20 protein-coding genes are annotated in these 20912 nt (G+C 71.9%); 17 read left to right on the forward strand and 3 right to left on the reverse strand.

Annotated features, from left to right (window positions below):
- The first annotated feature begins 253 nt into the window (after positions 1–253).
- On the forward strand, positions 254–757 hold the full coding sequence (locus ACIQGV_RS33930) for an ATP-binding protein (RefSeq protein ID WP_402501928.1): 504 nt from the start codon (positions 254–256) through the stop codon (positions 755–757).
- 36 nt (positions 758–793) lie between these two features.
- On the opposite strand, the gene idi is transcribed toward ACIQGV_RS33930, so the two are convergent.
- The 3 genes from idi to galE form a co-directional block, all read right to left on the reverse strand.
- A complete protein-coding gene (gene idi / locus ACIQGV_RS33935; RefSeq protein ID WP_402501732.1) occupies positions 794–1387 on the reverse strand; it encodes an isopentenyl-diphosphate Delta-isomerase in 594 nt (197 codons plus the stop codon).
- Between the two features lie 232 nt (positions 1388–1619).
- On the reverse strand, positions 1620–2561 hold the full coding sequence (locus ACIQGV_RS33940) for a cation diffusion facilitator family transporter (protein ID WP_402501735.1): 942 nt from the start codon (positions 2559–2561) through the stop codon (positions 1620–1622).
- A 167-nt stretch (positions 2562–2728) separates the two neighbouring features.
- Entirely contained in the window at positions 2729–3703 is a 975-nt protein-coding gene (gene galE / locus ACIQGV_RS33945) for a UDP-glucose 4-epimerase GalE (RefSeq protein ID WP_402501738.1), read from the reverse strand.
- 326 nt (positions 3704–4029) lie between these two features.
- On the opposite strand from galE, the gene ACIQGV_RS33950 reads away from it, so the two are divergent.
- The 16 genes from ACIQGV_RS33950 (at position 4030) to ispG (ending at position 20895) form a co-directional block, all read left to right on the forward strand.
- A complete protein-coding gene (locus ACIQGV_RS33950) occupies positions 4030–5817 on the forward strand; it encodes a DUF5941 domain-containing protein (RefSeq protein WP_402501740.1) in 1788 nt (595 codons plus the stop codon).
- On the forward strand, positions 5814–6566 hold the full coding sequence (locus tag ACIQGV_RS33955) for a sugar phosphate nucleotidyltransferase (protein ID WP_402501742.1): 753 nt from the start codon (positions 5814–5816) through the stop codon (positions 6564–6566). The genes ACIQGV_RS33950 and ACIQGV_RS33955 overlap by 4 nt, the downstream gene beginning before the upstream one ends.
- Positions 6554–7615 (forward strand): iron-containing alcohol dehydrogenase family protein, encoded by a 1062-nt coding sequence (locus ACIQGV_RS33960; RefSeq protein WP_402501746.1) that lies wholly within the window; start codon positions 6554–6556, stop codon positions 7613–7615. Before ACIQGV_RS33955 ends, ACIQGV_RS33960 begins: the two co-directional genes overlap by 13 nt.
- A complete protein-coding gene (locus ACIQGV_RS33965) occupies positions 7593–8372 on the forward strand; it encodes a CDP-alcohol phosphatidyltransferase family protein (protein WP_402501748.1) in 780 nt (259 codons plus the stop codon). Before ACIQGV_RS33960 ends, ACIQGV_RS33965 begins: the two co-directional genes overlap by 23 nt.
- Positions 8373–8380: 8 nt before the next feature.
- Positions 8381–9253 carry a glycosyltransferase family 2 protein gene (locus tag ACIQGV_RS33970; RefSeq protein ID WP_402501932.1) on the forward strand — a complete coding sequence of 291 codons (873 nt, stop codon included), beginning with the start codon at positions 8381–8383 and terminating at the stop codon, positions 9251–9253.
- Positions 9254–9355: 102 nt separating this feature from the next.
- The gene (locus ACIQGV_RS33975; protein WP_402501751.1) at positions 9356–10285 is read left to right on the forward strand and encodes an ABC transporter permease; all 930 of its coding nucleotides are present in this window, start codon (positions 9356–9358) and stop codon (positions 10283–10285) included.
- Between the two features lies 1 nt (position 10286).
- Positions 10287–11045, forward strand: coding sequence for an ABC transporter ATP-binding protein (locus ACIQGV_RS33980; RefSeq protein ID WP_402501935.1), 759 nt, complete (start codon positions 10287–10289; stop codon positions 11043–11045).
- A 393-nt stretch (positions 11046–11438) separates the two neighbouring features.
- Positions 11439–12341 (forward strand): squalene synthase HpnC, encoded by a 903-nt coding sequence (gene hpnC, locus ACIQGV_RS33985; protein ID WP_402501753.1) that lies wholly within the window; start codon positions 11439–11441, stop codon positions 12339–12341.
- Positions 12338–13288 (forward strand): presqualene diphosphate synthase HpnD, encoded by a 951-nt coding sequence (gene hpnD / locus ACIQGV_RS33990; RefSeq protein WP_402501756.1) that lies wholly within the window; start codon positions 12338–12340, stop codon positions 13286–13288. The genes hpnC and hpnD overlap by 4 nt, the downstream gene beginning before the upstream one ends.
- On the forward strand, positions 13288–13428 hold the full coding sequence (locus ACIQGV_RS33995; protein WP_402501758.1) for a DUF6380 family protein: 141 nt from the start codon (positions 13288–13290) through the stop codon (positions 13426–13428). The genes hpnD and ACIQGV_RS33995 overlap by 1 nt, the downstream gene beginning before the upstream one ends.
- Positions 13425–14852 (forward strand): hydroxysqualene dehydroxylase HpnE, encoded by a 1428-nt coding sequence (hpnE, locus tag ACIQGV_RS34000; RefSeq protein ID WP_402501760.1) that lies wholly within the window; start codon positions 13425–13427, stop codon positions 14850–14852. The genes ACIQGV_RS33995 and hpnE overlap by 4 nt, the downstream gene beginning before the upstream one ends.
- 68 nt (positions 14853–14920) lie before the next feature.
- A complete protein-coding gene (locus tag ACIQGV_RS34005) occupies positions 14921–15985 on the forward strand; it encodes a polyprenyl synthetase family protein (RefSeq protein ID WP_402501937.1) in 1065 nt (354 codons plus the stop codon).
- Between the two features lie 119 nt (positions 15986–16104).
- Entirely contained in the window at positions 16105–18108 is a 2004-nt protein-coding gene (gene shc / locus ACIQGV_RS34010; RefSeq protein ID WP_402501763.1) for a squalene--hopene cyclase, read from the forward strand.
- On the forward strand, positions 18108–18749 hold the full coding sequence (locus ACIQGV_RS34015) for a 1-hydroxy-2-methyl-2-butenyl 4-diphosphate reductase (RefSeq protein WP_402501765.1): 642 nt from the start codon (positions 18108–18110) through the stop codon (positions 18747–18749). The genes shc and ACIQGV_RS34015 overlap by 1 nt, the downstream gene beginning before the upstream one ends.
- A 6-nt stretch (positions 18750–18755) precedes the next feature.
- Positions 18756–19778, forward strand: coding sequence for an adenosyl-hopene transferase HpnH (gene hpnH, locus ACIQGV_RS34020; RefSeq protein ID WP_402501768.1), 1023 nt, complete (start codon positions 18756–18758; stop codon positions 19776–19778).
- Positions 19779–19782: 4 nt separating this feature from the next.
- Entirely contained in the window at positions 19783–20895 is a 1113-nt protein-coding gene (gene ispG / locus ACIQGV_RS34025) for a flavodoxin-dependent (E)-4-hydroxy-3-methylbut-2-enyl-diphosphate synthase (protein ID WP_402501771.1), read from the forward strand.
- Positions 20896–20912: the final 17 nt, after the last annotated feature.

Here is a 20912-nt window from a genome sequence, read left to right on the forward strand (position 1 = left end):
GTGCGACGGATCACGGGGGTGGAGGAGAACTCCCGGCAAAACGGGCGAGGAGGCCCGCAAACCCGTACAACCCGAAAAGTTCGCGAAGTCGGCACGAGGGATGCAGGAGCAGTCCCACAACTGACTGTGTCATACGCCAACGGTCAGAAACGCTCGATAGTTGCTGACTTGTGTTCAGTCATGTGGTGGGGAGCGACTCAGTACCAACACTCGACGTGTGGCGACAATCGAGCGCGAGGGTGGCGACCCGACGATGGAGACCCACGGGCGCGGACCCGGCCCGGCGGGCGACGCGGACGCACCCCTTCAGACGGGCCCCGTGGACCCGCTGCCGTACGAAGGCGTCTGGCGGTTCACCGCCCCCGCCGTGGACGCCTCTGTCCCCCAGGCCCGGCATGCCGTGCGGGACCTGCTGTACCGACAGGGAGTGCCCGCCTCGGACGATCTCGTCCAGGGGCTGCTGCTGATCGTCTCCGAGCTGGTGACCAACGCCGTCCGGCACGCGGCCCTGCTGTCGCCGATGCTCGCCGTGGAGGTCGCGGTCGGCGCGGAGTGGCTGCGGGTGTCCGTCGAGGACAATCACCCCTACCGTCCGACGGCCCTGGAGGCGGATCACGGCCAGACCGGCGGCCGGGGGCTGCTGCTGGTGCGCGAGATCACCAGGGAGGCGGGCGGCGTGTGCGACGTGGAGCACACCGCGAGCGGCGGCAAGGTGATCTGGGCCGCGCTGCCGCTCGAACCCGCCTTCCGGGCCTGAGGCCCGCCGGCCCGAGGCGGCCGACGGGGCCGGAGCTCACCAGCCGGAGGTGTCGCCCGTCAGCTCGCGGACGGCCGGGCGCGCGGCGTCCAGCACGGTCATGAACCAGGCGGAGAACACATCCCTGGCGTGCCGCTCCGCGAGCTCCGCGGGCGTCACGAAGGCCGTGTCCTCGATCTCCTCCGGGTCGGGCCGCAGCGGGGACTGCACCATGCCGACGAAGAGGTGGTTGTACTCCTGCTCCACCAGACCCGAGGCCGGGTCCGGGTGGTTGTAGCGGACCGTGCCCGCCTCGGCCATCAGCGAGGGGGACACCCCCAGCTCCTCGTACGTGCGCCGCGCCGCGGCCGCGAACGGGGCCTCGCCCGGGTAGGGGTGGCCGCAGCAGGTGTTGGACCACACACCGGGGGAGTGGTACTTGCCGAGCGCGCGCCGCTGGAGCAGCAGCCGGCCGCGGTCGTCGAAGAGGAACACCGAGAACGCACGGTGCAGCTGTCCCGGCGGCTGGTGGGCGGCGAGCTTCTCCGCGGCGCCGATCGTCACGCCGTTCTCGTCGACGAGTTCCAGCAAGATCGCTTGCGCGGTGCCCTCCGGCGCGTGCTGCGCCGCGGTGGCAGGTGTGATCGGCATACCCATCCTTCGCCTCGTTCCTCGCGCCCCAGTCTGCCGTACGGAACCGGCGCTCCCGGCATCTGCGGCCGCAGGTGCACCGGAAGAGGGGCCCGATGGACGATCGTGCCCGGGGCGCCGTGCGCGGAATCCGCGAACTGATCTGCGAGGGGTCAGCCGGGAGAGGCCGGCGGCCGGCCGGGAGGGCGCCGCCCGGGGGAGACGGCCGCCCGGAGGTGACGGCCGCCCGGGGTCAGTGGCACAGCCGCGCCTCGTGCTCCGCGTGCCCCACCGGCTCCAGCTGGAAGGTGCAGTGCTCCACGTCGAAGTGGTCGCCGAGGCAGCCCTGGAGTTCGTGCAGCATCTTCTCGTGGCCGATCGCGTTCAGCGCCTCCGAGCTGACGACCACGTGCGCCGACAGGACGGGCATCCCGGAGGTGATGGTCCAGGCGTGCAGGTCGTGGACGTCCTCGACGCCGTCCAGCGCCAGGATGTGCGACCGCACCTCGGCCATGTCCACGTCCTTGGGCGCCGACTCCAGCAGCACGTCGAGGGTCTCGCGCAGCAGCCGCAGGGTGCGCGGGACGATCATCAGGCCGATGACCAGGGAGGCGATCGGGTCGGCGTACTGCCAGCCGGTGGTGAGGATCACCACGGCCGAGACCAGCACCGCGACCGAGCCCAGCGCGTCCGCCGCCACCTCCAGGAAGGCCCCGCGCACGTTCAGGCTGTCCTGGCTGCCGCGCATCAGGAGGGTCAGCGACACCGTGTTCGCGGCCAGGCCGATCAGCGCGAAGACGATCGTCACCCCGCCCTCGGTGCCCGCCGGCGTGATGAACCGCTGGATCGCCTCGTACAGGACGTAACCGCCCACCCCGAGCAGCAGCAGACAGTTGGCGAGCGCGGCGAGGATCTCGGCGCGGGCGTAGCCGAAGGTGCGGCGGGCGCTCGGCGGCAGGCTCGCGAAGCGGATCGCCAGCAGGGCCATCCCGAGACCGAGGGCGTCGGTCGCCATGTGCGCGGCGTCCGCGATCAGCGCGAGGGAGTCGGCGAGCACGCCGCCCACGATCTCGACGACCATCACGCCGAGGGTGATCGAGAGCGCCACCGTCAGCCGCCCGCGGTACGCCGAGGTCGCCGTGCCGCCCGGCCCGCCGTGCCCGTGCGCATGCCCGTGATCGTGACCTGCCCCCATGGGGAAACCACCCTCCTGTGATCGGCCCGGGCACCCAGTCAACTACGGGTGGGGGGTATCCGGCAACGCGGCACTGAACACCGTTGTCATATGCTCTGACCTGCGCAAACGAATCCCAGGTCAGGGTGCGTACGGGCCGTTCGGGTGAAGGGCGGCGGGTGCGACACCTAGCGGTCGGCGTGCAGCTGCTGCCAGCCCTCCCAGGCCGACCCGATCATCTCGCGTACCCCGTGACGGGCTTTCCACCCGAGCTCCCGGGCCGCCAGGGCGGCCGAGGCGACCGCGCGGGGTGCGTCCCCGGGACGGCGGGCCTCGGCGACGGCGGGCCGCGGATCGCCCGTCACCTCGCCGATCAGGGTGACCAGCTCCCGCACGGAGACCCCCACGCCACGGCCGATGTTGACCGTGAGGTCGCCCTGCACGTCGCCCGCGCCCAGCCGCCGGGCCGCCGCGAGATGCGCCTCGGCGAGGTCGGCGATGTGGATGTAGTCACGGACGCAGGTGCCGTCCGGCGTCGGGTAGTCGTCGCCGAAGATCCGCGGGGCCTCGCCCCGGGTGAGCCGGTCGAAGACCATCGGGACGATGTTGAACACGCCCGTGTCCGCCAGCTCGGGCGCGGCGGCGCCCGCCACGTTGAAGTAGCGCAGGCACGCCGTGGAGAAGCCGTGCGCCCGCCCGGCCGCCCTGACCAGCCACTCGCCGGCGAGCTTGGTCTCCCCGTAGGGGTTCACGGGCGCGCACGGGATGTCCTCGGTGATGAGGTCCACGTCCGGGGTGCCGTAGACGGCCGCGGACGAGGAGAAGACGAACCTGTCGACCCCGGCCTGTGCGACGGCGTCCAGCAGCGTGGCGAGTCCGCCCACGTTCTGCGCGTAGTACCAGGTGGGCCGTGCGACCGACTCCGCGACCTGCTTGCGTGCGGCGAGATGCACCACACCGGTGACCCGGTGCTCGGCGAGCACCCGCCGCAGCAGGTCCGCGTCCAGCGTCGAGCCCTCGACCAGGGGGACGCCGGCCGGCAGCCGTGCCGGGACCCCGGCCGAGAGGTCGTCGAGCGCCACCACGCTCTCCCCGGCCGCTGTCATGGCCCGCGCCACATGAGCCCCGATGTATCCGGCACCGCCGGTGATCAGCCATGTCATGGTGGCCCACCCTAAGCGGACCCCGGTCGGCGGGCCGCCCGCCCGGTGTGTCGCGGGAGCGGGCGGCGCCCTCCGCCGGACCGCCGTGTGCGGCGAATGCCCGTTCCGGAGCCGTGATTTTGTCCGCCCGGCCCGGGATCACCGATGATGATCGCGGCGGAGGTCACGGGCGGACCGTGTCGACCGGACCGTGAACGGCCGGTGAACGCGGCTTTCCCGGCATCCGATAGCCTCTGCCGACATGCCGCCCGCCTGGTGCACCCAAGGGGCGCCCCATCATGCACATGACCGGCGCGGATGCGCCGGGACCCAGGGAGTGAGTTCGGTTGCCGACCGCCATCCTCACCGGTGAGCCGGTCCCCAGATCGTCGATCGAGGGCGATCTGCGGTCCCTCGGCTTCGACGTCCGCGTGGCCTCCGGCACGGACGACACCGCGACGCTTCTGGAGCGGGTCCCCGCCGACCAGCGGGTCGCCGTGGTCGACCCCCGCTTCGTCGGGCACGTCCACGCGCTCCGCCTGGGCCTGACCGACCCCCGCTTCCCGCTCGCCGCCGTGCCCGGCGCCGTCACCGCCCAGGCGGCCGGCCGCCAGGCCCTCGGCCGGGCGCTGACCCGCGAGAGCGACGCAGGCGCCGGCACGGTCGCCGTCGGCAGCCTCGCCGACCGCCTCGCCACCGCCCTGGACACCGACGGTGCCGCGGTGCACCGTCCCGAGCTGGGCAGCCTCGTCGCCGCCGTCCCGGCCGACCCGCAGGCCCGCGACGAGGCCCGGCGGTCCGTCCTGGCCGTCGACGACGAGGCCGTACGCCTGAAGTCGGCGGTGAAGGCCCGTGACGGCTTCTTCACCACCTTCTTCATCAGCCCCTACTCCCGCTACATCGCCCGCTGGTGCGCCCGCCGCGGCCTGACCCCCAACCAGGTCACCACCGCCTCGCTGCTCACCGCCCTGATCGCGGCTGGCTGCGCGGCCACCGGCACCCGCGGCGGATTCGTCGCGGCCGGAGTCCTGCTGATCTTCTCCTTCGTGCTGGACTGCACCGACGGCCAGCTCGCCCGCTACTCCCTGCAGTACTCCACGCTCGGCGCCTGGCTGGACGCCACCTTCGACCGGGCCAAGGAGTACGCCTACTACGCCGGTCTCGCCCTCGGCGCCGCCCGCGGCGGCGACGACGTGTGGGCCCTCGCGCTCGGCGCGATGATCCTCCAGACCTGCCGGCACGTGGTCGACTTCTCCTTCAACGAGGCCAACCACGACGCCACCGCCAACACCAGCCCCACCGCCGCCCTCTCCGACAAGCTGGACAGCGTCGGCTGGACGGTGTGGGTGCGCCGGATGATCGTCCTGCCGATCGGCGAGCGCTGGGCGATGATCGCGGTCCTGACGGCGCTCACGACCCCCCGGATCACCTTCTACGCGCTGCTCGTCGGCTGTGCGTTCGCGGCGACCTACACGACGGCCGGCCGGGTGCTGCGCTCGCTGACCCGCAAGGCCGAGCGGACCGACCGGGCGGCCAGGGCGCTCGCGGACCTGGCCGACAACGGCCCGCTCGCCCAGTCGCTGAGCCGTGTCGCGCTGCCGCTGCGCACCCCCGTGGTCTCCGCGCTGCTGGGCGCCGCCGCCGTCGTGCTCACCGTGTCCCTCGCGCCGTACGGCAGCTGGCTGCCCGTCGTGAGCGGCGTGATCTACGTCGCCTTCTCCGCACTCGCCGTCGCCCGCCCTCTCAAGGGCCCGCTCGACTGGCTGGTCCCCCCGCTGTTCCGCGCCGCCGAGTACGGCACCGTCCTCGCGCTCGCGGTCCGGGCCGAGGTGAACGGAGCGCTTCCGGCGGCTTTCGGCCTGGTGGCGGCCGTCGCCTACCATCACTACGACACGGTGTACCGCATCCGCGGCGGCGCCGGAGCGCCCCCGGCCTGGCTGGTGCGCGCGATCGGGGGGCAGGAGGGGCGGACGCTGCTCGTCACCGTGCTGGCCGCCCTGCTCACCGGCTCGCAGTTCGGGGTCGCGCTCACGGCCGTGGCCGTGGCCGTCGCCCTGGTGGTGCTCGTCGAGAGCATCCGCTTCTGGGTGTCCGCTGGGGCGCCCGCCGTACACGACGAAGGAGAACCCGCATGATCGGCCTCGTGCTGGCAGCCGGCGCAGGCCGGCGTCTGCGCCCCTACACCGACAGCCTTCCCAAGGCTCTGGTGCCGGTGGGGCCCGAGGGCGTGGAGGGCGAGCCCACGGTCCTCGACCTGACGCTCGGCAACTTCGCCGAGATCGGTCTGACCGAGGTCGCGGTCATCGTGGGCTACCGCAAGGAAGCCGTGTACGCGCGCAAGGAGGCGCTGGAGGCCACGTACGGCCTCAAGCTCACCCTCATCGACAACGACAAGGCCGAGGAGTGGAACAACGCCTACTCCCTGTGGTGCGGCCGTGACGCCCTCAAGGACGGCGTGATCCTCGCCAACGGGGACACCGTCCACCCGGTCTCCGTCGAGAAGACCCTGCTGGCCGCCCGTGGCGAGGGCCGCCGCATCATCCTCGCCCTGGACACGGTCAAGGACCTCGCCGACGAGGAGATGAAGGTCGTCGTCGGCCCCGACCAGGGCGTGAAGAAGATCACCAAGCTGATGGACCCGGCCGAGGCCACCGGCGAGTACATCGGCGTCACCCTCATCGAGGGCGACGCTGCCCGCGAGCTGGCCGACGCGCTGAAGACCGTCTGGGAGACCGACCCGCAGCAGTTCTACGAGCACGGCTACCAGGAGCTCGTGAACCGCGGCTTCAAGATCGACGTGGCGCCGATCGGCGAGGTCGACTGGGTCGAGATCGACAACCACGACGATCTCGCCCGTGGACGGGACATCGCGTGCCGGTACTGACCAGGCTGATCCCCTCGCCGGTCGTCGTCGACATCCGCCCGGGTGCCCTCGACGACCTCGCGGGTGTGCTCGCCGACGAGCGCATCTCGCACTCCGGCAGGCTCGCCGTCGCCGTCAGCGGCGGTTCCGGCGCCCGGCTGCGCGAACGCCTCGCGCCCGCCCTGCCCGGCGCCACCTGGTACGAGGTCGGCGGCGGCACCCTCGACGACGCCGTCCGGCTCGCCGCCGACATGAGGGCGGGCCACTTCGACGCGCTCGTCGGCCTCGGCGGCGGCAAGATCATCGACTGCGCCAAGTTCGCCGCGGCACGCGTCGGCCTGCCCCTGGTCGCGGTCCCCACCAACCTCGCCCACGACGGCCTGTGCTCCCCGGTCGCCACCCTCGACAACGACGCCGGCCGCGGCTCCTACGGCGTGCCCAACCCGATCGCCGTCGTCATCGACCTGGACGTCGTCCGCGAGGCCCCGGTGCGCTTCGTACGGGCCGGCATCGGCGACGCGGTCTCCAACATCTCGGCGATCGCCGACTGGGAGCTGGCCCACCGGATCAAGGGCGAGAAGATCGACGGCCTGGCCGCCGCCATCGCCCGGCAGGCCGGCGAGGCCGTGCTGCGCCACCCCGGAACCATCGCGGACACCGGCTTCCTCCAGGTGCTCGCCGAGGCGCTGGTGCTCAGCGGCATCGCCATGTCGGTGTCGGGCGACTCCCGCCCCTCCTCCGGCGCCTGCCACGAGATCAACCACGCCTTCGACCTGCTCTTCCCCCGCCGTGCCGCCGCCCACGGCGAGCAGTGCGGCCTGGGCGCGGCCTTCGCGATGTATCTGCGCGGAGCCCACGAGGAGGCGGCCCTCATGGCCGCCGTGCTGCGCCGGCACGGGCTTCCCGTGCTGCCGGAGGAGATCGGCTTCACGACCGAGGAATTCGTCAGGGTCGTGGAGTTCGCCCCCGAGACGCGGCCCGGCCGCTACACGATCCTCGAACACCTCGACCTCGAAACCGACCAGATCAAGGACATCTACGCCGACTATGTCAAGGCCATCGGTAGCTGAACTCCGTCCGGTCGTCCACCCCGCAGGGGTCAAGGACCGGCGCAGCGGTGAGCACTGGATGGGACGCCTCTACATGCGTGAGGTGTCCCTGCGGGTCGACCGCTACCTGGTGAACACCAGGGTCACGCCCAACCAGCTCACGTACCTGATGACCGTCTTCGGCGTGCTCGCCGCCCCGGCCCTGCTGGTGCCGGGCATCGCGGGCGCGGTCCTCGGTGTGCTGTGCGTCCAGATGTACCTGCTGCTGGACTGCGTCGACGGCGAGATCGCGCGCTGGAAGAAGCAGTACTCCCTGAACGGCGTGTACCTCGACCGGGTCGGCGCCTACCTCACCGACGCCGCCGTGCTGGTCGGCTTCGGGCTGCGCGCCGCCGACCTGTGGGGCGAGGGCCGCGTCGACTGGCTGTGGGCCTTCCTCGGCACCCTGGCCGCGCTCGGCGCGATCCTGATCAAGGCCGAGACCGACCTGGTCGGGGTCGCCCGCCACCAGGCCGGCAAGCCGCCGGTGCAGGAGGCGGCCGCCGAGATGCGCTCCTCCGGCATGGCGCTGGCCCGCAGGGCCGCCGCCGCGCTGAAGTTCCACCGGCTGATCCTCGGCATCGAGGCATCGCTGGTGATCCTGGTCCTGGCGATCGCCGACCAGGCGCGCGGCGACCTGTTCTTCACCCGGCTCGGCGTCGCGGTGATGGCCGGCATCGCGCTGCTCCAGACGCTGCTGCACCTGGTGTCCATCCTCGCCTCCAGCAGGCTGAAGTGAGCGCCCCGGTGAAGGTCGGCGCGGTGATCATCACCATGGGCAACCGCCCCGACGAGCTGTGCGCCCTGATCGACTCGGTCGCCAAGCAGGACGGCGCCCCGGTCGAGGTCGTCGTCGTCGGCAACGGCTCCCCGGTGCCGGAGGTCCCCGAGGGCGTCCGCACGGTCGAGCTGCCCGAGAACCTCGGCATCCCCGGCGGCCGCAACGTCGGCATCGAGGCGTTCGGCCCGGGCGGCAGCGAGGTCGACGTGCTGCTCTTCCTCGACGACGACGGCCTGCTCGCCCGCACCGACACCGCCGAGCTGTGCCGGCGGGCCTTCGCCGACGACGACCGGCTCGGCATCGTCAGCTTCCGCATCGCCGACCCCGAGACCGGCGTCACCCAGCGCCGGCACGTGCCCCGGCTGCGCGCCTCCGACCCGATGCGCTCCTCGCGGGTCACCACCTTCCTCGGCGGCGCCAACGCCGTGCGGACGAAGGTCTTCGGCGAGGTCGGCGGCCTGCCGGACGAGTTCTTCTACGCCCATGAGGAGACCGACCTGGCCTGGCGGGCCCTCGACGCCGGCTGGATGATCGACTACCGGTCCGACATGGTGCTGTACCACCCGACGACCGCGCCCTCGCGGCACGCCGTCTACCACCGCATGGTCGCCCGCAACCGGGTCTGGCTCGCCCGCCGCAATCTTCCCGCCCTGCTGGTCCCGGTCTACCTCGGGGTCTGGCTGCTGCTGACCCTGCTGCGCCGTCCCTCGCGGCCCGCGCTGAAGGCGTGGTTCGGCGGATTCCGGGAAGGCTGGACCACGCCCTGCGGACCCCGCAGGCCGATGAGGTGGCGTACGGTGTGGCGGCTGACCCGACTGGGCCGGCCCCCGGTGATCTGACAAGCTCGACCCTGGGAGCACCGGTGCCGGGGCCCGTCCGGGCCACCCGGCCCGCCTCTTCCCCGCACCGGCTGTGCACATCGAAGACGAAAGTTTCCACTAGTGAGTGAGACCACCCAGGACGGAGGAGTCGCGGTGACCGCGCCCCCGTCCCCCGACGAGTCCATGTCGGCGGCCCAGCTCGCCGAGAAGTACGGCCTGACCGTCAGCGGCGCCAGGCCCTCGCTCGTCGAGTACGTCCGTCGGCTCTGGGGCCGCCGGCACTTCATCCTGGCCTTCTCCCAGGCGAAGCTGACCGCCCAGTACAGCCAGGCCAAGCTCGGCCAGCTGTGGCAGGTGGTCACGCCACTGCTGAACGCGGCCGTCTACTTCTTCATCTTCGGTGTCATCCTGGAGGCCGACCGCGGGATGTCCCGCGAGGTCTACATCCCGTTCCTGGTCACCGGCGTGTTCGTGTTCACCTTCACGCAGAGCTCGGTGATGGCGGGCGTCAGGGCGATCTCCGGCAACCTCGGCCTGGTGCGCGCGCTGCACTTCCCGCGCGCCTCGCTGCCGGTCTCCTTCTCCCTCCAGCAGCTCCAGCAGCTCCTGTTCTCGATGCTGGTGCTGGTCGCGGTGACCTGCGCCTTCGGCAGCTACCCGGATCTGTCGTGGCTGCTGATCTTCCCGACGCTCGCGCTGCAGTTCCTGTTCAACACCGGCCTGGCCCTGATCATGGCCCGGGCCGGCGCCAAGACCCCGGACCTCGCACAGCTGATGCCGTTCGTGATGCGTACCTGGATGTACGCGTCCGGCGTGATGTTCTCCATCCCGATCATGCTCCAGGACAAGCCGCAGTGGCTGGCGGACGTCCTGCAGTGGAACCCGGCCGCGATCTACATGGACCTGATGCGCTTCGCGCTGATCGACGGCTACGGCTCCCAGAACCTGCCCGACCACGTGTGGGCGGCGGCGGCCGGCTGGGCCGTGCTGTTCGCGGTGGGCGGCTTCGTGTACTTCTGGAAGGCGGAGGAGAGGTACGGCCGTGGCTGAGATGCGCATCCCCACCGTCATCGCCGACGAGCTGCACATCGTCTACCGCGTCAACGGCGCCAAGGGCGGCAAGGGCAGCGCGACCGCCGCCCTGAGCCGCATCCTCAAGCGCGGCGAGGAGTGCGGTGTGCGCAAGGTGCACGCCGTCAAGGGTGTGTCCTTCGTCGCCTACCGGGGCGAGGCGGTCGGTCTGATCGGCTCCAACGGCTCCGGCAAGTCCACGCTGCTGAGGGCCATCGCCGGCCTGCTGCCCGCCGAGAAGGGCAAGGTCTACACCCACGGCCAGCCCTCCCTGCTCGGCGTGAACGCGGCCCTGATGAACGACCTCACCGGCGAGCGCAACGTCATATTGGGCGGGCTCGCCATGGGCATGTCCCGCGAGGAGATCAAGGAGCGCTACCAGGAGATCGTCGACTTCTCCGGCATCAACGAGAAGGGCGACTTCATCACCCTGCCGATGCGCACCTACTCCTCCGGCATGGCGGCCCGGCTCAGGTTCTCCATCGCCGCGGCCAAGGACCACGACGTCCTGATGATCGACGAGGCGCTCGCCACCGGTGACCGCAAGTTCCAGAAGCGCTCCGAGGAGCGCATCCGGGAGCTGCGCAAGGAGGCCGGCACGGTGTTCCTGGTCAGCCACAACAACAAGTCGATCCGCGACACCTGCGACCGGGTGCTGTGGCTGGAGCGCGGTGAGCTGCGCATGGACGGCCCCACCGACGAGGTGCTCAAGGAGTACGAGAAGTTCACCGGCAAGTGACCGGGTGACGTTCGGGGCCCCGCCGGAACCGCTCCGGCGGGGCCCGGACGTGCGTGGACCGGCGCGGGACCCGTGCGCGGACGAGCAAAGGAAACGTCAACTCCGGCTGCCCGCAGGAATCTTGGGCGGCAATCGGTGTTGTCTTGTGATGTGCGGGACACCCCCTCGGTCCGTACCGCGTTGTACAACGTAAGCTGTACGGGTGCCCAATCGCGGCAAGTGGGGCGATAATGCGCGACACCGCCCACCGGGACGCCGCGGCGAGCACCGGGCGGCGTGTCCGAAATAGTGTGTATTGGGTCCGCAGTGTAGAACGGGAGATGTGACGGCAATGGCTACGGAAACTCCCCGGCTCCGCGAGGCATGCGCCGTCCACGCCCAGGGCAGCGAACGGTGACCGGAAGAGACACGGCGCGCACCGGGGACCCCGAGCGCGACACCCTGGCCAAGGCCGCGGCCGAGAACTTCCCCGTGGCCCCCTTCTTCCTGCCGCGCGACTGGCGCACCGACCTCATGGCCGTCTACGGCTTCGCCCGGCTCGTCGACGACATCGGCGACGGCGACCTCACCCCCGGCGGCGCCGACGCCCGCCTCCTCGGCGTCCCGCCCGGGGCGGCCGAGGACCGCCTGGCTCTGCTGGACGCCTTCGAGGAGGACCTGCGCCGGGTCTTCGACGGCACACCCCGTCACCCCCTGCTGCGCCGGCTCCGGCCCACCGTCCGCCGCCGCGCCCTCACCCCCGAGCCGTTCCTCGGCCTGATCGCCGCCAACCGCCAGGACCAGCTGGTCACCCGGTACGAGACCTTCGACGACCTGCTCGCCTACTGCGAGCTGTCCGCCAACCCCGTCGGCCGTCTCGTCCTCGCCGTCACCGGCACCTCCACCCCGGAGCGCGTCCGCCGCTCCGACGCGATCTGCACCGCCCTGCAGATCGTCGAGCACCTCCAGGACGTCGCCGAGGACCTCGGCCGCGACCGGATCTATCTGCCCGCCGAGGACATGAAACGCTTTCACGTCCAGGAGGCGGACCTCGCCGCGAGAACCGCGGGCGCATCGGTGCGCGCTCTGGTCGCCCACGAATCCCGGCGTGCCCGCGATCTCCTGGACGAAGGCGCCCCCCTGGTGGGCAGCGTCCACGGCAGGCTGAAACTGCTGCTCGCGGGGTTCGTGGCGGGAGGCAGGGCGGCACTCGCCGCCATCGCCGCCGCCGAGCACGACGTACTTCCCGGCCCGCCGAGGCCCCGCAAGCTCCGGCTGCTGCGCGAGGTGGGCGTGACCCTGCGAGGAGAGGGGTGATCCGGACCGTGGAGTCTGCACCACACGCGTCCGCACCGGTACTCGCCGCCTACAGCTACTGCGAGACCGTCACCGGACAGCAGGCCCGTAACTTCGCGTACGGGATCCGGCTGCTGCCCACGGCCAAGCGGCGGGCGATGTCGGCGCTCTACGCGTTCTCGCGCCGGGTGGACGACATCGGCGACGGCGCGCTCGCGCACGACGTCAAGGCGGTCCGGCTGGAGGACACCCGGGCGATGCTGGCCCGGGTGCGCGCGGGCGAGGTCGACGAGGACGACACCGACCCGGTCGCGGTGGCCCTGGCGCACGCGGCCGAGGTCTTCCCGATCCCGCTCGGCGGCCTGGACGAGCTCATCGACGGCGTGCTGATGGACGTGCGCGGCGAGACCTACGAGACCTGGGACGACCTGAAGGTGTACTGCCGCTGTGTGGCGGGCGCCATCGGCCGGCTCTCGCTCGGCGTCTTCGGCACCGAACCGGGGGCGCGCGGCGCCGAACGCGCGCCGGAGTACGCCGACACGCTCGGGCTCGCGCTCCAGCTCACCAACATCCTCAGGGACGTCCGCGAGGACGCCCAGGGCGGCCGGGTCTATCTGCCGGCCGACGACCTCGCCAAGTTCGGCTGCTCGGCCGGTTTCGGCGGCCCCACCCCGCCGGAGGGCTCCGACTTCGCGGGCCTGGTGCACTTCGAGGTCCGGCGGGCCCGAGCCCTGTTCGCCGAGGGCTACCGGCTGCTGCCCATGCTCGACCGGCGCAGCGGCGCCTGCGTCGCGGCCATGGCGGGCATCTACCGCCGGCTCCTGGACCGCATCGAGCGCGACCCCGCGGCGGTGCTGCGCGGCCGGGTCTCGCTGCCCGGCCGGGAGAAGGCGTACGTCGCCGTCCGCGGGCTGTCCGGACTCGACACCCGCCATGTGCTCCGTCAGACCGCCCGGAGGCGGGCCTGATGGCCGGCGAGAACCGGGGCGAGCCTCCTGCCGGCAAGCGGCGGGCAACCCTCCGCGGCCGGACCGCGTCCCTGACTTCAGTGGCTTGCAGTGCATCGTTCAACCATCACGGCGGTCACGCAGGGGAGGGTGCACGATGACCGACGGCACAGGGCCGCACGGGCTGCTCACCGACGTCACCGACGGCCCGGGGAAGCATGCCGTGGTGGTCGGCGGCGGGCTCGCCGGCATCACCGCCGCGCTCGCGCTCGCGGACGCCGGGATGCGCGTCACCCTGCTCGAAGGCAGACCGAGGCTGGGCGGCCTGGCCTTCTCCTTCCGGCGCGGCGACCTCACCGTCGACAACGGCCAGCATGTGTATCTGCGCTGCTGCACCGCCTACCGGTGGTTCCTCGACCGGATCGAGGCCACCACCCTCGCCCCGCTCCAGAACCGGCTCGACGTGCCCGTCCTCGACGTGGCCCGGCCCGAGGGCCGACGGCTCGGCAGACTGCGGCGCGACGCGCTGCCCGTCCCGCTCCACCTGGGGCGCAGCCTCGCCGCCTATCCGCATCTCTCGCTCGCCGAGCGTGCCCGGGTCGGCCGTGCCGCCCTCGCGCTGAAGAGTCTCGACCTCGCTGATCCGGCCCTGGACGCGCAGGACTTCGGCAGCTGGCTGGCCGCGCACGGTCAGTCGGCGCGGGCCGTCGAGGCACTGTGGGACCTGGTCGGGGTCGCCACCCTCAACGCGGTCGCCTCCGACTGCTCCCTGGGGCTGGCCGCGATGGTGTTCAAGACCGGTCTGCTGTCCGACCCGGGCGCGGCCGACATCGGCTGGGCGCACGTCCCGCTGGGCGAACTGCACGACGGGCTGGCCCGCAAGGCGCTCGACTCCGCGGGCGTGCGTACCGAGGTCCGTACACGCGTCACCTCCGTCTCCCCTTACGGGAACGGGCGTTGGACCGTTCATGTTCCCGGCGAGAGCATCGAGGCGGACGCGGTCGTGCTCGCCGTGCCCCAGCGCGAGACGTACGATCTGCTGCCCGGCGGAGCCCTCGACGCGCCCGAGCGGCTGCTGGAGATCGGCACCGCCCCGATCCTCAACGTCCACGTGGTGTACGACCGCACCGTGCTCGACGCGCCGTTCCTCGCGGCGCTCGGCACCCCCGTCCAGTGGGTCTTCGACCGCACCGACGCCTCCGGCCTGAGGAGCGGCCAGTACCTGGCGCTGTCCCAGTCGGCCGCGCAGGACGACATCGACGCACCCGTGGCGGCCCTGCGCGAGCGGTATCTGCCCGAGCTGGAGAAGCTGCTGCCCCTGGCCCGCGGAGCCGAGGTGAGGGACTTCTTCGTCACCCGGGAGCGCACCGCCACCTTCGCCCCGGCCCCCGGCGTCGGCCGGTTCAGGCCCGGCGCCCGCACCAAGGCCCCCGGCCTCTGTCTGGCCGGATCGTGGACCGCCACAGGGTGGCCCGCGACCATGGAGAGTGCGGTCCGCAGCGGTGTGAGCGCGGCGGACGCCGTGCTCGGCGCCCTGGGCCGGCCCCGCCCCCGCCACCTCTTCGAGTTCGAGGAGGCCGCATGAGACTCGACGCGCGCGCGGCAGGCCCCCGCACCCCCGGTACCGCAACAAGAGGAGAGACTGTGCCCACCATGCCCCCGGCCTCGACGGCCGCTCGAGAGACCGCGGTCGACGTGACCGCGCTCCTGGAGCGCGGCCGGACCCTGGCCACACCGGTGCTGCGGGCGGCCGTCGACCGCCTGGCGTCTCCCATGGACACCGTTTCCGCCTACCACTTCGGCTGGATCGACGCCGACGGCAGGCCCACCGAGGGCGACGGCGGCAAGGCCGTGCGGCCGGCCCTCGCCGTGCTGTCCGCCGAGGTCACCGGCGCCGCCCCCGAGGTCGGCGTCCCCGGCGCGGTCGCCGTGGAGCTGGTGCACAACTTCTCGCTGCTGCACGACGACCTGATGGACGGCGACGAGCAGCGCCGGCACCGCGACACCGTCTGGAAGGTGCACGGCCCCGCCCAGGCCATCCTGGTCGGCGACGCCCTGTTCGCGCTGGCCAACGAGATCCTGCTGGAGCTCGGCACCGTCGAGGCCGGCCGTGCCACCCGCCGGCTGACCACCGCCACCCGGGCGCTGATCGACGGTCAGGCCCAGGACATCTCCTACGAGCACCGCGACCGGGTCAGCGTCGAGGAGTGCCTGGAGATGGAGGGCAACAAGACCGGCGCCCTGCTGGCCTGCGCCAGCTCCATCGGCGCCGTGCTCGGCGGGGCCGACGACCGCACCGCCGACACCCTGGAGAAGTACGGCTACCACCTCGGCCTGGCCTTCCAGGCCGTCGACGACCTGCTCGGCATCTGGGGCGACCCGGAGTCCACCGGCAAGCAGACCTGGAGCGATCTGCGCCAGCGCAAGAAGTCGCTGCCGGTCGTCGCCGCGCTCGCGGCCGGCGGAGCCGCCTCCGAGCGGCTCGGCGAACTGCTCGCCGCCGACGCGCGCAGCAGCGACTTCGCGCACTTCTCCGAGGAGGAGTTCGCCGTCCGCGCCGCCCTCATCGAGGAGGCGGGCGGCCGCGAGTGGACCGCCGAGGAGGCCCGCCGCCAGCACGCCGTCGCCGTCGAGGCCCTCCACTCGGTCGACATGCCCGAGCGGGTGCGGGAACGGTTCACCGCGCTCGCCGACTTCGTCGTCGTACGAAAGAGATGATCACTATCGGTCGAATAACCCTCGCGTAGTCGCCGGCCGCAGGCGCCCGATGCGCGCCCCGGCCGACGGCGGACCCACAGCAGACGCACGCCATGCAGGACTGCAGTGAAGGGGAAGCCATGACAGCGACGACCGACGGAAGCACCGGGGCCCTGCCGCCCCGCGCTGCCGCGGCCAGCGACACACACAGCACCGTCCCCGGGACGGCCGGGGTCCACCGGGCCGCCGAGCTCGCCGTGCGGCGTGCCACCGACCATCTGCTCGCCCGCCAGGACGAGGAGGGCTGGTGGAAGGGCGACCTCGAGACGAACGTCACGATGGACGCCGAGGACCTTCTGCTGCGCCAGTTCCTCGGCATCCGCGACGAGGCGACCACCCGCGCCGCCGCCCTGTTCATCCGCGGTGAGCAGCGCGAGGACGGCGCCTGGTCCACCTTCTACGGCGGGCCGGGCGAACTGTCCGCCACCATCGAGGCGTACGTCGCCCTGCGGCTGGACGGCGACGCCCCCGACGCACCCCACATGGCGAAGGCATCGGCCTGGGTCCGGGAACGCGGCGGCATCGCCTCGGCCCGGGTGTTCACCCGGATCTGGCTGGCCCTGTTCGGCTGGTGGAACTGGGAGGACCTGCCCGAACTCCCGCCGGAGATCATCTACCTGCCGCCGTGGGTGCCCCTGAACATCTACGACTTCGGCTGCTGGGCCCGGCAGACCATCGTCCCGCTGACGATCGTCTCCGCCAAGCGCCCGGTGCGGCCGGCGCCCTTCCCGCTCGACGAGCTGCACACCGATCCGGCCCGGCCCAACCCGCTCAGGCCCTTCGCGCCGGTGGCCAGCTGGGACGGCCTCTTCCAGCGGCTGGACCGGACGCTGCACGCCCTGCGCAAGGTGGCCCCGCGCAGGCTGCGCCGCGCCGCGATGAACAGCGCCGCCCGCTGGATCATCGAGCGGCAGGAGAACGACGGCTGCTGGGGAGGCATCCAGCCGCCGGCCGTCTACTCGCTCATCGCGCTGCACCTGCTCGGCTACGACCTGAAGCACCCGGTGATGCGCGAGGGCCTGGCCTCGCTGGACCGGTTCGCCGTGTGGCGCGAGGACGGCGCCCGGATGGTCGAGGCATGCCAGTCGCCGGTGTGGGACACCTGCCTGGCCACCATCGCGCTGGCCGACGCGGGTGTGCCAGCCGACCATCCGCAGCTGGTCAAGGCCGCCGACTGGATGCTCGGCGAGGAGATCGTCCGTCTCGGGGACTGGTCCGTGAAGCGGCCCGGACTGCCGCCCGGGGGCTGGGCGTTCGAGTTCCACAACGACAACTACCCCGACATCGACGACACCGCCGAGGTGGTCCTCGCACTGCGCCGGGTCAGCCACCCCGACCCCGAGCGGCTGGAGCGGGCCGTCGGGCGGGCCGTGCGCTGGAACCTCGGGATGCAGTCGCGCAACGGCGCATGGGGCGCCTTCGACGTCGACAACACCAGCCCGTTCCCCAACCGGCTGCCGTTCTGCGACTTCGGCGAGGTCATCGACCCGCCGTCGGCCGACGTCACCGCGCACGTCGTGGAGATGCTCGCCGTGGAGGGGCTCGCCCACGACCCGCGCACCCGGCGCGGCATCGACTGGCTGCTCGCCGCGCAGGAGCCCGACGGCTCGTGGTTCGGGCGCTGGGGCGTCAACTACATCTACGGCACCGGGTCCGTGGTGCCCGCCCTGACCGCGGCGGGGCTGCCCGGCTCCCACCCGGCGGTCCGCCGGGCCGTCGGCTGGCTGGAGCGCGTCCAGAACGACGACGGCGGCTGGGGCGAGGACCTGCGCTCCTACCAGGACACCCACGGCTGGAGCGGGCGCGGCGAGTCCACCGCCTCACAGACCGCCTGGGCGCTGCTCGCGCTGCTGGCCGCGGGGGAGCAGGACTCCAAGGCCGTGGAGCGCGGCGTCGCGTGGCTGACCGCGACCCAGCGCGAGGACGGCTCCTGGGACGAGCCGCACTTCACCGGCACCGGCTTCCCCTGGGACTTCTCCATCAACTACCACCTGTACCGGCAGGTGTTCCCGCTCACCGCGCTCGGCCGGTACGTGCACGGCGACCCGTTCGCCGGGCCCGCGGCACAGGCCGAGGGGGGCTGATGACGGCCAAGCCCGCTCCGGTCCCGCTGCTGATCGCCTGCGCGCTCGGCATCGAGCACCTGGCCCTGCGCATGGGCGACCGCGGCGGTGCCGGCGGGCCGGTCACCGTCCTGCGCACCGGCATGGGGCCGCGGGCCGCCGAGCGCTCCGTGACCCGGGTCCTCGCCGACCCGGTCCTGGCGGGCGCGGCGGTGCTCGCCACCGGCTTCTGCGCCGGGCTCGCCCCCGGAATGCACCCGGGCGATCTCGTCGTCGCCGAGGAGACGCGCGACCCGTACGGCAGCACGCCGTGCGTGGGCACCGAACTGCTGGTCAAGGAGCTGGCACGGGCCCTGCCCGGCCGCACCGTGCACACCGGCCCGCTCACCGGCTCCGACCACGTCGTGCGCGGCGGCGAGCGGTCCGCGCTGCTCGCGACCGGCGCGATCGCGGTCGACATGGAGTCGGCCGCCACGCTCCTGAGCGCCGTACGAGCGGGCGAGCGCCCGGTTGCGGCCGTCCGGGTGGTCGTGGACGCTCCAGAACATGAACTCGTCCGGATCGGCACGGTGCGCGGTGGAATATCAGCTTTCCGCGTGCTTCGCTCCGTCCTTCCCGCTTTCTTCGAATGGCACCGTTCTTTGCTGCTCCCCCGGAGGTGAGCCCAGATGGCCATGCCGCTGCGCCAGTCGATCAAGGTCGCTACCTACCTGGCCGAACAGAAGCTCCGCAGGCGGGACAAGTTCCCGCTGATCGTCGAACTGGAGCCGCTGTTCGCCTGCAACCTCAAGTGCGAGGGCTGCGGCAAGATCCAGCATCCCGCGGGAGTCCTGAAGCAGCGCATGCCGGTCGCCCAGGCCGTCGGCGCGGTGCTGGAGTCCGGCGCGCCGATGGTGTCCATCGCCGGCGGCGAGCCCCTGATGCATCCGCAGATCGACGAGATCGTGCGCCAGCTGGTGGCCAAGCGGAAGTACGTCTTCCTGTGCACCAACGCCATGCTGCTGCGCAAGAAGATGGACAAGTTCACGCCCTCGCCCTACTTCGCCTTCGCCGTGCACATCGACGGCCTGCGCGAGCGGCACGACGAGTCGGTGGCCAAGGAGGGCGTCTTCGACGAGGCGGTGGAGGCGATCAAGGAGGCCCAGCGGCGCGGCTTCCGGGTCACCACCAACTCCACCTTCTTCAACACCGACACCCCGCAGACCGTCGTCGAGGTGCTCGACTTCCTCAACGACGACCTCAAGGTCGACGAGATGATGATCTCGCCCGCCTACGCCTACGAGAAGGCCCCCGACCAGGAGCACTTCCTCGGCGTGGAGCAGACCCGCGAGCTGTTCCGGAAGGCTTTCGCGGGCGGCAACCGGCGCCGCTGGAGGCTCAACCACTCGCCCCTGTTCCTCGACTTCCTGGAGGGCAAGGTCGACTTCCCCTGCACCGCCTGGGCGATCCCCAACTACTCCCTCTTCGGCTGGCAGCGCCCCTGCTATCTGATGAGCGACGGGTACGTGCCGACGTACCGCGAACTGATCGAGGACACCGACTGGGACAAGTACGGCCGCGGCAAGGACCCGCGCTGCGCCAACTGCATGGCGCACTGCGGCTACGAGCCGACCGCCGTGCTCGCCACCATGGGCTCCCTGAAGGAGTCGCTGCGCGCCATGCGCGAGACGGTCAGCGGAAACCGGGAGTGATGTCATGACCGCCGTCTCTCTCGGCATGCCGTCCGTTCCGACCAGGCTCGCCGAGCGCCGCAGGAGCCGGCAGATCCAGGTCGGTTCCGTGGCGGTCGGTGGCGACGCCCCGGTCTCGGTGCAGTCGATGACGACGACCCGTACGTCGGACATCGGTGCCACGCTCCAGCAGATCGCGGAGCTGACGGCGTCGGGCTGCCAGATCGTGCGGGTGGCCTGCCCGACGCAGGACGACGCCGACGCGCTGGCCACGATCGCCCGCAAGTCGCAGATCCCGGTGATCGCCGACATCCACTTCCAGCCGAAGTACGTGTTCGCGGCGATCGAGGCGGGCTGTGCGGCGGTGCGGGTGAACCCGGGCAACATCAAGCAGTTCGACGACAAGGTCAGGGAGATCGCGCGGGCGGCGAAGGACCACGGCACGCCGGTCCGTATCGGTGTCAACGCGGGTTCGCTGGACCGGCGGCTGCTCCAGAAGTACGGCAGGGCGACCCCGGAGGCGCTGGTGGAGTCGGCGCTGTGGGAGGCGTCGCTGTTCGAGGAGCACGGCTTCCGCGACATCAAGATCTCGGTCAAGCACAACGACCCGGTGATCATGATCGAGGCGTACAAGCAGCTCGCCGCCCAGTGTGATTATCCGCTGCACCTGGGTGTCACCGAGGCGGGTCCCGCCTTCCAGGGCACGATCAAGTCGGCGGTGGCGTTCGGGGCGCTGCTGAGCCAGGGCATCGGTGACACCATCCGGGTCTCGCTGTCGGCGCCGCCGGCGGAGGAGGTCAAGGTGGGGCTGCAGATCCTGGAGTCCCTCAACCTCAAGCAGCGGGGTCTGGAGATCGTCTCCTGTCCGTCCTGCGGCCGGGCCCAGGTGGATGTGTACAAGCTGGCCGAGGAGGTCACGGCGGGTCTGACGGGCATGGAGGTCCCCCTGCGGGTCGCGGTGATGGGCTGTGTCGTCAACGGTCCCGGCGAGGCCCGGGAGGCCGACCTCGGGGTCGCCTCCGGCAACGGCAAGGGCCAGATCTTCGTCAAGGGCGAGGTCATCAAGACCGTCCCCGAGTCCAAGATCGTGGAGACCCTCGTCGAGGAGGCCCTCAAGCTCGCGGAGCAGTCGAAGTGAACTGAGTACAAGGCACG

It is taken from the genome of Streptomyces sp. NPDC093094 (assembly GCF_044754345.1).
Classification (GTDB): Bacteria; Actinomycetota; Actinomycetes; order Streptomycetales; family Streptomycetaceae; genus Streptomyces.

Bases quoted from the DNA above. Each gene is read 5' to 3' on its own strand.
- ACIQGV_RS33940 (WP_402501735.1), bottom strand. From the start codon at position 2,561: ATGGGGGCAGGTCACGATCACGGGCATGCGCACGGGCACGGCGGGCCG.
- shc (WP_402501763.1), top strand. From the start codon at position 16,105: ATGACAGCGACGACCGACGGAAGCACCGGGGCCCTGCCGCCCCGCGCT.
- ACIQGV_RS33930 (WP_402501928.1), top strand. From the start codon at position 254: ATGGAGACCCACGGGCGCGGACCCGGCCCGGCGGGCGACGCGGACGCA.
- ACIQGV_RS34005 (WP_402501937.1), top strand. From the start codon at position 14,921: ATGCCCCCGGCCTCGACGGCCGCTCGAGAGACCGCGGTCGACGTGACC.
- ACIQGV_RS33980 (WP_402501935.1), top strand. From the start codon at position 10,287: ATGCGCATCCCCACCGTCATCGCCGACGAGCTGCACATCGTCTACCGC.
- ACIQGV_RS34015 (WP_402501765.1), top strand. From the start codon at position 18,108: ATGACGGCCAAGCCCGCTCCGGTCCCGCTGCTGATCGCCTGCGCGCTC.
- idi (WP_402501732.1), bottom strand. From the start codon at position 1,387: ATGCCGATCACACCTGCCACCGCGGCGCAGCACGCGCCGGAGGGCACC.
- ACIQGV_RS33995 (WP_402501758.1), top strand. From the start codon at position 13,288: ATGGCCGGCGAGAACCGGGGCGAGCCTCCTGCCGGCAAGCGGCGGGCA.
- ispG (WP_402501771.1), top strand. From the start codon at position 19,783: ATGACCGCCGTCTCTCTCGGCATGCCGTCCGTTCCGACCAGGCTCGCC.
- ACIQGV_RS33955 (WP_402501742.1), top strand. From the start codon at position 5,814: ATGATCGGCCTCGTGCTGGCAGCCGGCGCAGGCCGGCGTCTGCGCCCC.
- ACIQGV_RS33965 (WP_402501748.1), top strand. From the start codon at position 7,593: ATGTCAAGGCCATCGGTAGCTGAACTCCGTCCGGTCGTCCACCCCGCA.
- hpnE (WP_402501760.1), top strand. From the start codon at position 13,425: ATGACCGACGGCACAGGGCCGCACGGGCTGCTCACCGACGTCACCGAC.
- hpnH (WP_402501768.1), top strand. From the start codon at position 18,756: ATGGCCATGCCGCTGCGCCAGTCGATCAAGGTCGCTACCTACCTGGCC.
- galE (WP_402501738.1), bottom strand. From the start codon at position 3,703: ATGACATGGCTGATCACCGGCGGTGCCGGATACATCGGGGCTCATGTG.